Here is a 10,199-nt window from a genome sequence, read left to right as displayed (position 1 = left end):
GGCTTGCTCGCGAATGCTTAGTGTCAGTCACAGGTGAATTGGCTGATCTACCGCATTCGCGAGCAAGCCCGCTCCCACACAAGCCCGCTCCCACAGGGGGAATGTGGAGGGGCCGGCCTCTACAAACGGCCGTTATCTTATAGCAAAACGGCGGCCAAAGGCCGCCGTTTAGTGCATTGCGCAAGTTTTTACTCAGTCGTTGCCGGCTCGACCTTCGGTGCCGGTTTTGGCAGCGACGACAGGAACGCCATGATCAGCGCCGCCACATACGGCAGCGACTGCACCAGCAGCATCACCACCCAGAAACGCATGTCATTGCTCGGCAGGCCTTGCACCAGGTAGATCCCCAGCGCCGCGCCCCACAACAGCAGCATGATGAACATCTCTTCGCGGGCTTCGGAAATCGCTACCCAGAAGCCGTGGTTATCCGCGTTTTTCGGTGTACGAAAGAACGGAATACTGGTGGTGAAGAAGCCATACAGCACCGCCTTGGCGATGGTATGCGACAGCGCCAACCCGGCCAGGGCTGCGCAGAACGCGTCCTTGAGGTTCACGCCCACCGCGCGGCGGTACAGGAAGATGATCTTGCCGACCTTGAACACGAACAGCGCCAACGGCGGAATCGCGAAAATCAGCAGCGGCGGGTCAACCCGCGTTGGCACGATGATCATCGCCGCCGACCACAGCAGGGCGCCGACGGTAAAGAAGATGTTCATGCCGTCTGCCACCCACGGCAACCAGCCTGCGAGGAAGTGGTAGCGCTGGCCGCGGGTCAGCTCGGTGCCTTTGCCGCGCAGCAGGCTGGCGGTGTGACGCTTGATGATCTGAATCGCACCGTAGGCCCAGCGGAAACGCTGTTTCTTGAAGTCGATAAAGGTATCGGGCATCAGGCCCTTGCCGTAGCTGTCGTGGTAATACGCCGCCGACAGGCCTTTTTCGAACACACGCAGGCCCAGTTCGGCGTCTTCGCAGATGCACCAGTCGGCCCAGCCGAGCTCTTCGAGCACCGAGCGACGGGTCATGGTCATGGTGCCGTGCTGGATGATCGCGTCGCGGTCGTTGCGGGTGACCATGCCGATGTGGAAGAAGCCTTTGTATTCCGCGTAGCAGAGCTTCTTGAAGGTGCTTTCGTTCTGGTCGCGATAATCCTGTGGCGACTGCACCACGGCGATTTTCGGGTCGGCGAAGTGCGGCACCATGTGCTTGAGCCAGTTCGGCGACACGCAGTAGTCCGAGTCGATCACCGCGATCACTTCGGCGTCCTTGGCGGTGTGCGGGAGCAGGTAGTTCAGCGCGCCGCCCTTGAAACCAGCGAGGGGCGAGACGTGGAAGAACTTGAAGCGCGGGCCGAGGGTTTCGCAGTAGTCGCGCACGGGCTCCCAAACAGCCGGGTCCTTGGTGTTGTTGTCGATGATCAGGACTTCGAAATCCGGGTAATCGAGTGCGGCCAAGGCGTCGAGGGTCTGTTTGACCATCTCCGGCGGCTCGTTGTAGCACGGCACATGGATCGAGACTTTCGGGCGGTAGTCCGAATCCCCCTCGACCGGCAGGAATTCACGCCTGCGCTTGTGGGTCCAGACCGCTTCCGCCAGTTCGTGGGCTTCGGTCAGCAGCACGATAAACACGCCGAGGGCGCCGAGTGCCAGCAAGATACCGACGGTCACGCTGAACCAGGTGCTGTATTGCTGGCTGTAGTCGTAGCCGATCCACACCAGCACTGAACCGCAGAGGAACGCGATAAAGGTCAGGAAGGTACGGCCACGCTGGCGCAGGGCCGAGCCGTCAATCATCAGCAACGTCAGGGACAGCAGCGCAAGCACCACCGAGCCGATGGCCAGCACGCGCCATTGCGGAATCGCGACCACCGGGCCTTCAAAGTTGAATTTCTGCTGGCGCGCGGCGTTGTACACGCCCCAGTAAGCGCCTGCGGAACCTTCGTCGCTGACCTTCCACGGCTGATCGAAGGCCTCGATCACGAAGTAGTTGTAGCCCTGACGGTTCAGCTTGTTCACCAGCGTGCGCAGGTAAATCGCCTGGTCGGCAGGCGACGTTTCATTACCACCGCGCATGCGTCCGTTGCTCGGCCAGCCAACTTCCGACAGCAGCAGCGGCTTTTTCGGGAACAGTTTCTTCAAGTCCCGGGCGCGGTCGAGTACGTACTGGCCGGCCTTGTCCATCGGGATGAACTCCCAGAACGGCAGGATGTGCGCGGCGATCAGGTCGACGTGCTTGGCCAGTTGCGGGTACTTTTCCCAGATGTGCCACTGCTCGGAGGTGGTCACCGGCACTTTCACGGCGGCGCGCACGCGGTCGAGCAGCGCGATCAGCGCTTCAGGGGTGATTTCTTCGCGGAACAACGCTTCGTTACCGACCACCACGCGCACGACGCTGCGCGAGCTGTTGGCCAGTTCGATGGCGCGTTGGATTTCACGTTCGTTGCGTTCCAGGTCCGGGCTGATCCAGATGCCCAGGGTCACGCGCAAGCCGAACTCTTCTGCCAGCTTGGGAATATCGCCCAGGGTGCCGTCGACCGAGTAGGTACGGATGTTGTCCGTCATCTTGCTCATGATCGCAAGATCCTGACGCATCTGGTCGTCGGTCGGGTACTGGTCTTTCTGCGGGAACTGGCCTTGCTGGAACGGCGAGTAGGAGAACCCGGAGATCTGTTCAGGCCAGTTAGGGGTGGTGACCGGGCGGTTGATCAGCGCCCAGAAGCCGGTGAACAGCGCGGCAATTGCCAGCACCACCACCAGGTTGAGTCCAAATTTACGCGATGACATAGCGATTTCGGGTTCCAAAGGGTGTGGAACGAAAAGAGGTGTCGGCCTGCGCCGAGCGGCGCGCATCCTACACCGGCCTTTCCCTGAGCGTACAGCAGACAAAGAAAAGCCGGACGTTAGTCAGCGAATGTTCACCTAAGTTCTTTACTTGTAGCTGGAAGCTTCGAACTTGTCGCTGCGTAGTCCATAATGCGCGCCGGTTTTTGGGGTAATGGTCATGAGCACAGAAGATCCACGGTTTGCAGGCGTCGCCCGCTTGTATGGCATTGAAGGCCTGGAACGCTTGAAAGCGGCCCATGTGGCGATCGTCGGCGTCGGCGGCGTGGGCTCTTGGGCGGCGGAAGCCATGGCCCGCTGCGGCGTGGGCGAGATTTCGCTGTTTGACCTGGACGATGTCTGCGTCAGTAACAGCAACCGCCAGTTGCACGCGCTGGACAGCACCGTGGGCAAACCCAAGGTCGAGGTGATGGCTGAGCGCCTGCGCAGCATCAACCCCGAGTGCACCGTGCATGCGGTGGCCGACTTCGTCACCCGCGACACCATGGCCGAATACATCACGCCGAACATCGATTGCGTGATCGACTGCATCGACGCGGTCAACGCCAAGGCGGCGCTGATTGCCTGGTGCAAGCGCCGCAAGATCCAGATCATCACCACCGGCGGCGCCGGCGGGCAGATTGACCCGACGCTGATCCAGGTCTGTGACTTGAATCGCACCTTCAACGACCCGTTGGCCTCGAAAGTGCGTTCCACCTTGCGCCGCGACTATGGCTTCTCCCGCACCGTGACCCGCCATTACAGCGTGCCGTGCGTGTTTTCCACCGAGCAGCTGCGCTACCCGAAGCCGGATGGCAGCATTTGCTTGCAGAAGAGTTTTGTCGGTGACGGCGTGAAGCTCGACTGTGCGGGCGGGTTTGGCGCGGTGATGATGGTCACGGCCACGTTCGGCATGGTGGCGGCGACCAAGGCGGTGGACAAGATTGTGGCTGGGGTACGCCGGCCCTCGGAGAGAATCAAGCCCGCCTGACTCTCACTGCCTTGTGCAGCTCATGTGGGAGCTGGCTTGCCTGCGATGCAGGCACTGCGGTGCTTCTGGTGTACCGCGGTGATGCTATCGCAGGCAAGCCAGCTCCCACACAGGCCAGCTCCCACATTTAGTTTTGCATACGGCTTAGTTCGCGCATGCGCTGCAATACGGCATTTAAGCCATTGCTGCGCGACGGCGACAGCTGCCGCGAAAGCCCCAACTGGTTAAACCAGTCAGGCAAGTCAACCGCCTGCAACGCCACCGCCGACAACCCATTGACCCGCGCCAGCAGCAACGCCACCAGGCCACGAATCATCCGCGCATCGCTGCTCGCCGCAAAGTGCCAATGGCCGTCCTGCAAATGGCCCACCAACCACACCAGGCTTTCGCAGCCTTGCACAAGGTTGGCGTCGACCTTCTCGGCCTCCGCCAAAGCCGGCAGCCGCTCACCCCACTGCATCAGCATCCGGGCGCGTTGCTCCCAACTGCCTACCGCCTGAAACGCGTCCAGCGCAGCCTCAGCCTCTGTCGGCAAGCTCATCGCAACATATCCAGGGCCTGGTCCAGCGCTTCAAAGAAGCGTTCCAAGTCGTCCGAATCGTTATACAGCGCCAAAGACACCCGGATGGCCCCCGACAACTTCATCGCCTTGAGCAACGGCATCGCGCAATGGTGCCCGGCACGCACGGCCACGCCTTGTTCGGTCAGCAGGTGGGCGAGGTCGGCGTTGTGCACGCCCTCCACCACAAAACTGACCAGCGCCACGTGCGGCGAGCCCAATACGCTCACGCCTTTGCGCGCCTTCAGCCCGCGCAGCAGGTAGTCGTGCAGCGCGGCTTCATGGGCACTTACAGCGGCTTGATCCAAAGAACTCAGGTAATCCAGCGTGGCACCCAGCCCAATCACACCGGCAATCGGCGGCGTGCCAGCTTCAAAACCCAATGGGGCAGGGCGAAAGCTCGCGCTGTGATAATCCGCCTGCTGCACCATTTCGCCACCAAACTGCCAGTGGCGCAGGTGATGCAGGGCTTCGTTACGGCCGTACAGCACGCCGACGCCGTCCGGGCCGTAGAGTTTGTGGCTGGAAAATACATAGAAGTCGCAGCCCAGGGCCTGCACGTCGTGGCGGCCATGGACGATGCCCTGGGCGCCATCGACCACGGTCAGGGCGCCGCGTGCCTTGGCCAGCGTGAGCAAGGTTTCCAGCGGTTGCCAGGCGCCGAGCACGTTGGACAGCTGGCTGACTGCCAGCAGGCGTGTGCGCGGGCCGATCAGTTCGGCGGCCGCCTGCAGGTCAATCACACCGTCATCGCCGAGGGGCAACACCACCAGCGTCAGGGCGCGGCGTTTGGCCAATTGCTGCCAGGGCAACAGGTTGGCGTGATGTTCCAGGGCGCTGATGACAATTTCATCGCCCGCATTGAATAAGTGCTCCAGGCCATAGGCCAAGAGGTTCAGCGCAGAGGTTGCGCCGTGGGTAAACACGATTTGCCCGTTGTCACCTGCGTTCAACCACTGCGCGACCTTGCTGCGGCTGTCTTCGAACGCCTGGGTCGCATGGGCCCCCGGCAAATGCTGTGCTCGGTGCACATTGGCTGCGCCGTTGGCGTAGTAATGGCTGATCGCATCCAGCAAGGCTTGGGGTTTTTGCGTGGTGGCGGCGTTGTCCAGATAGGTCTGGTCTTGCCGTTGCAGGGTGGCGATGGCCGGGAAATCGGCGCGCCAAGGGGAGGGCACAAGCATGGTCATCAAGACTCGTATAAGCGAGCCGCGCCCTGAAGGCGCAGCCCGCTAGTGGCATCGAGTGGCTGCTTAGTTGTGAGCGTGCAGCGCTTCGTTCAGTTCGATGGCCGATTTGTGGGTTTTGCATTCCACGGCACCGGTCTCGGAGTTGCGACGGAACAGCAGGTCCGGCTGGCCAGCCAGCTCACGTGCCTTGACCACTTTGACCAGTTGGTTCTGCTCGTCGAGCAGCTTCACTTTGGTCCCGGCAGTCACGTACAGGCCCGATTCCACGGTGTTGCGGTCGCCCAACGGGATGCCGATACCGGCGTTCGCGCCGATCAGGCAGCCTTCGCCGACCTTGATCACGATGTTGCCACCGCCCGACAGGGTGCCCATGGTCGAGCAACCGCCACCCAGGTCCGAGCCCTTGCCGACGAACACGCCAGCCGATACACGGCCTTCGATCATGCCCGGGCCTTCGGTACCGGCGTTGAAGTTGACGAAACCTTCGTGCATCACGGTGGTGCCTTCGCCCACGTAGGCGCCCAGGCGGATACGTGCAGCGTCAGCGATACGCACGCCGGTCGGTACCACGTAATCGGTCATTTTCGGGAACTTGTCTACCGAGAACACTTCCAGCAGGTCGCCACGCAGGCGTGCTTCCAGTTGGCGTTCGGCCAGTTCATTGATGTCGATCGCGCCCTGGCTGGTCCAGGCCACGTTCGGCAGCTGCGGGAACACACCGACCAGGCTCAGGCCGTGCGGCTTGACGAGGCGATGGGACAGCAGGTGCAGCTTGAGGTAGGCCTCAGGCGTGGAGGTCAGTGCGGCGTCTTCGGCCAGCAGGGTGGCGACCAGCGGCGTGTGGCTTTCAGCCAGACGGCTGAGCAGCGCGGCCTGGGCAGCGTCAACGCCTTTGAGCGCGTCAGCCAGTTGCAGCGCCTGGGTGACGGTGAAGGTGATTGCCTGGTTGCCTTCGCTGTAACCGAGGATTGGCGCGATGGCGGCAACGATTTCAGCCGACGGGTTGAGCAACGGTTGTGCGTAAAACACTTCCAGCCAAGCACCTTGGCGGTTCTGAGTGCCGACGCCGAAGCCCAGGCTGAACAGGGAATTGGACATGCTGTTACCTCTACAAAAATGGAAGGGCTGGCCTACTTGAGGGCCGCCGAATAACTATCTGGCTTGAAGCCAATCAGGGTTCTGTCACCGAGATCGAGCACTGGGCGCTTGATCATCGAAGGTTGTGCGAGCATCAATTCAATGGCTTTCGACTGATCGAGATCGGCTTTGCGTTCGTCTTCGAGTTTGCGAAAGGTGGTGCCCGCACGGTTCAAAACCACCTGCCAACCGTGCTCGTTGCACCATTGGGTCAAGTGTTCGCGGTCGATACCGGCCGTTTTGTAGTCGTGGAAGTCATAGCTCACGCCGTGCTCATCGAGCCAGGTGCGGGCTTTTTTCATGGTGTCGCAGGCTTTGATGCCGAAAAGGTGCAACGTTGTGCTTGAAGCGGTCAAGGAATTGCCCCCCTTTGGACAAATAAAAACGAAAGGTCACGGATTATGCCACGACCAGCGGGTTTGGGTGCCGCTCGTCATGCCTGTCGATGACTCAGTGCGACTATTGTGCAAAAGCCAGCGCGCAGCATAGGCGTCTAATATGGCACTTCAACGGCGAGTTGTTGCCTGATGTGTGTCGTTGCAAGTCGATTGTCCGGGAAACCCGCTTTATGCAAACCGCCTACACCGTTCTTATCCTGCTGATGCTGGTCAGCGTGTCGCGTCTTGTCGGGCGTGTGATTCCTCTGCCGTTGCCCTTGGTGCAAATTGCTGCCGGTGCCTTGCTGGCCTGGCCCACGCTTGGGCTGCACGTGGCCCTGGACCCTGAGCTGTTCCTGTTTCTGTTCCTGCCGCCGCTGTTGTTCTCGGATGGCTGGCGCATGCCCAAGCGCGAGTTGTGGCGCCTGCGCGGGCCGATCCTGACGTTGGCGGTGGGGCTGGTGCTGTTCACGGTGGTGGGGGCCGGTTACTTCATTCATTGGATATTGCCTACGATCCCGCTGCCGGCGGCCTTCGCCCTGGCCGCCGTGTTGTCGCCGACAGATGCCGTGGCGGTGTCGGCCATTTCCCAGAATCGCCTGCCAAAACCGCTGATGCATATGCTGCAGGGCGAAGCCTTGATGAATGATGCCTCGGGCCTGGTGACCTTCAAGTTCGCCCTGGCAGCGGCATTGACCGGGGTGTTTTCCCTGGCGGATGCCAGCCTGACTTTCGTGCTGGTGGCGGTGGGCGGCCTTGCAGTGGGTGTGGCGCTGAGCTGGCTGGTCGGCCGCTTGCGTGCCTGGATGATTGCGCGGGGCTGGGACGATCCGGCCACCCACGTGGTGTTCATGTTATTGCTGCCGTTTGCCGCCTACGTACTGGCCGAGCGCCTTGGCGCGTCGGGCATTCTCTCGGCGGTGGCGGCGGGCATGATGCAAAGCTGGCTCGACCTGCTGCCCCGCCAGACCAGCACGCGCTTGCTCAACCGTAGCGTCTGGTCGTTGCTGGAGTTTGCCTTCAACGGCCTGATCTTCCTCCTGCTGGGCTTGCAGTTGCCAGACATCATCAAGGCAGTGGTGAGCCACGAACCGACGCTGTGGCCGACCCTGTTGTATCGCTGCCTGGATGTGGTCGCGATCTTCCTGGTGCTGGTGGTGCTGCGGTTTATCTGGGTGCAGAGCATCTGGCGGCTGTCAGGTTTGCTCCGCCGGCTGCGTGGGAAAAGCGAGTTGACGCTGGTGCCGACCGCGCGCTCCTGCTGGCTGTTGACCGTCGGCGGTGTGCGCGGTGCGGTGACCCTGGCCGGCGTTATGTCCGTGCCTTTGCTGCTGGCGCCGGGCCAGGATTTCCCTGAGCGCGACCTGCTGATCTTCATCGCTGCCGGGGTGATCCTGTTGTCCCTGGTGGCCGCGTGCATTGCGTTGCCACTGCTGTTGCGCGGCATCGAAAAAAGTCCGGATGAAAAGCGCCATAACGAAGTGCGCGAAGCCTGGAAAAAGACGGCCGTCGCCGCCATTCACGCGCTTGAAGCGCAGGAACCGGTTGAAACCGAAACCCAGGATGCGGCCCAGGCTGCGCTGGCCGCAGAACTCAAGGCGCGACTGATGGCGGAATATCGGCATCAGTTGGACGTGTTCAACGACTCGGCCGAAGCCCAGGCGCTGGCGCAGCAAATGGACCAGTTGGAGCGCAAATTGCGCCTCAAGGCCCTGCGTGCGCAGCGGTTGGAGTTGTACAGCCTGAGCCGTCATCACCAGATTGGTGATGACGTGTTGCGCGAGGTGCTGGCGGATCTGGACATGAGTGAGGCGAACCTGGGCCCCCTTAAATAATCCGAAGCCCGCACGGCGTTGCACAGTGCGGGCCTTGAAGCGATTACTGGCTGCGCTGGATAAAGGCGCGAATCCGCTCAGCCGCTTCCACGCACTCCGCCAATGGCGCAACCAATGCCAGGCGCACACGCCCGGCGCCAGGGTTGAAACCGTCGACTTCACGCGACAGGTAGGAGCCGGGCACCACGGTGACGTGTTCTTGCACAAACAGGTCGCGGCAGAACGCGGCATCATCGCCCTTCACGTTCGGCCACAGGTAGAAGCCGCCGTCCGGGCTTTGTACGTCCAGTACCGGCTTGAGAATGGCCAGCACGGCGGCGAACTTCTCGCGGTACAGATCACGGTTGGCGAGTACGTGGGCTTCGTCCTGCCAGGCGGCAATGCTCGCCAGTTGGGTTTGCACCGGCATCGCGCAGCCGTGGTAGGTGCGGTAGAGCAGGAAAGCCTTGAGGATCTCGGCGTCGCCGGCGACAAAGCCGGAGCGCAGGCCCGGCAGGTTAGAGCGCTTGGACAGGCTGTGGAACACCACGCAGCGCTTGAAGTCCTGGCGACCCAGCTCGACGCAGGCGCTGAGCAGGCCCGGCGGCGGGGTATTTTCGTCGAAGTACAGCTCGCTGTAGCACTCGTCCGCGGCGATCACGAAGTCGTATTCGTCGGCCAGGGAGATGAGTTTTTTCAGGCTGTCAACCGGGATCAGCGCGCCAGTCGGGTTGCCCGGAGAGCACAGGAACAGGATCTGGCAGCGTTTCCAGATGTCTGGCGTCACAGCGTCGAAGTCCGGGTTGAAACCGTTTTCGTCCAGGCACGGCAGGTAGTGCAGCTTGGCCCCGGCCAGGAACGCAGCGCCTTCGTAGATCTGGTAGAACGGGTTCGGGCTGACTACCAGCGCGTCTTCGCCACGGTTGACCACGGTCTGGGTGAAGGCGAACAGCGCTTCACGGGTGCCGTTGACCGGCAAGATGTTGCGCGCCGGGTCGAGCCAGCCCTTGGGCACGTTGAAGCGGCGTTCACACCAGGCGCCGATGGCCTCGCGCAGGGCCGGGATACCCAGCGTGCTTGGGTACACCGCCATCTGGTCGAGGTTGTTGCTCAGTGCTTCGGCAACAAATTGTGGGGATTTGTGTTTCGGCTCGCCAATGGACAGCGCGATCGGGCGCTTGTCCGGGTTCGGCGTGACGCTGCCCAGCAGGGCGCGCAATTTCTCGAACGGGTAGGGCTGCAACTGGTTCAGGGCGTTGTTCATGATGGCCTCTATCGCGTTGAGCACGCCCTGTGGGAGCTGGCTTGCCTGCGA

Annotated in this window: 8 protein-coding genes; 2 read left to right on the top strand and 6 right to left on the bottom strand. The window is 61.8% G+C overall.

The window, feature by feature from the left end; translation table 11 throughout:
* Positions 1-188: 188 nt before the first annotated feature.
* Positions 189-2,780, bottom strand: coding sequence for a glycosyltransferase (locus tag WBB95_RS18015; RefSeq protein WP_424488823.1), 2,592 nt, complete (start codon positions 2,778-2,780; stop codon positions 189-191).
* Between the two features lie 211 nt (positions 2,781-2,991).
* On the opposite strand from WBB95_RS18015, the gene tcdA reads away from it, so the two are divergent.
* Positions 2,992-3,807 (top strand): tRNA cyclic N6-threonylcarbamoyladenosine(37) synthase TcdA, encoded by an 816-nt coding sequence (gene tcdA / locus WBB95_RS18010; RefSeq protein ID WP_424488822.1) that lies wholly within the window; start codon positions 2,992-2,994, stop codon positions 3,805-3,807.
* Positions 3,808-3,934: 127 nt separating this feature from the next.
* Here the strand turns inward: tcdA and WBB95_RS18005 are convergent, their stop codons facing one another.
* From WBB95_RS18005 to WBB95_RS17990, 4 genes are all read right to left on the bottom strand, one after another.
* Positions 3,935-4,348, bottom strand: a complete 414-nt coding sequence (locus tag WBB95_RS18005) for a SufE family protein (RefSeq protein ID WP_424488821.1) — start codon at positions 4,346-4,348, stop codon at positions 3,935-3,937.
* Positions 4,345-5,550: an aminotransferase class V-fold PLP-dependent enzyme gene (locus tag WBB95_RS18000; RefSeq protein ID WP_424488820.1), complete on the bottom strand. Its 1,206-nt coding sequence runs from the start codon at positions 5,548-5,550 to the stop codon at positions 4,345-4,347. The genes WBB95_RS18005 and WBB95_RS18000 overlap by 4 nt, the downstream gene beginning before the upstream one ends.
* A gap of 69 nt (positions 5,551-5,619) precedes the next feature.
* Positions 5,620-6,654: a 2,3,4,5-tetrahydropyridine-2,6-dicarboxylate N-succinyltransferase gene (gene dapD, locus WBB95_RS17995; protein ID WP_424488819.1), complete on the bottom strand. Its 1,035-nt coding sequence runs from the start codon at positions 6,652-6,654 to the stop codon at positions 5,620-5,622.
* Between the two features lie 32 nt (positions 6,655-6,686).
* The gene (locus WBB95_RS17990; RefSeq protein ID WP_424488818.1) at positions 6,687-7,049 is read right to left on the bottom strand and encodes an ArsC family reductase; all 363 of its coding nucleotides are present in this window, start codon (positions 7,047-7,049) and stop codon (positions 6,687-6,689) included.
* A gap of 212 nt (positions 7,050-7,261) precedes the next feature.
* Here WBB95_RS17990 and WBB95_RS17985 point away from each other — a divergent pair, with 212 nt between their 5' ends.
* Positions 7,262-8,905: a Na+/H+ antiporter gene (locus WBB95_RS17985; protein WP_424488817.1), complete on the top strand. Its 1,644-nt coding sequence runs from the start codon at positions 7,262-7,264 to the stop codon at positions 8,903-8,905.
* A gap of 43 nt (positions 8,906-8,948) precedes the next feature.
* On the opposite strand, the gene dapC is transcribed toward WBB95_RS17985, so the two are convergent.
* Positions 8,949-10,148, bottom strand: coding sequence for a succinyldiaminopimelate transaminase (gene dapC, locus WBB95_RS17980; protein ID WP_424488824.1), 1,200 nt, complete (start codon positions 10,146-10,148; stop codon positions 8,949-8,951).
* Positions 10,149-10,199 lie beyond the last annotated feature (51 nt).

The organism is Pseudomonas sp. (assembly GCF_049645325.1).
Classification (GTDB): Bacteria; Pseudomonadota; Gammaproteobacteria; order Pseudomonadales; family Pseudomonadaceae; genus Aquipseudomonas.
The sequence above is the reverse complement of the archived record's forward strand: the minus strand, read 5'-3'. Positions and strand labels throughout refer to the sequence as shown.

Bases quoted from the DNA above. Each gene is read 5' to 3' on its own strand.
- tcdA (WP_424488822.1), top strand. From the start codon at position 2,992: ATGGTCATGAGCACAGAAGATCCACGGTTTGCAGGCGTCGCCCGCTTG.
- dapC (WP_424488824.1), bottom strand. From the start codon at position 10,148: ATGAACAACGCCCTGAACCAGTTGCAGCCCTACCCGTTCGAGAAATTG.
- WBB95_RS18000 (WP_424488820.1), bottom strand. From the start codon at position 5,550: ATGCTTGTGCCCTCCCCTTGGCGCGCCGATTTCCCGGCCATCGCCACC.
- WBB95_RS18015 (WP_424488823.1), bottom strand. From the start codon at position 2,780: ATGTCATCGCGTAAATTTGGACTCAACCTGGTGGTGGTGCTGGCAATT.
- WBB95_RS17985 (WP_424488817.1), top strand. From the start codon at position 7,262: ATGCAAACCGCCTACACCGTTCTTATCCTGCTGATGCTGGTCAGCGTG.
- dapD (WP_424488819.1), bottom strand. From the start codon at position 6,654: ATGTCCAATTCCCTGTTCAGCCTGGGCTTCGGCGTCGGCACTCAGAAC.
- WBB95_RS18005 (WP_424488821.1), bottom strand. From the start codon at position 4,348: ATGAGCTTGCCGACAGAGGCTGAGGCTGCGCTGGACGCGTTTCAGGCG.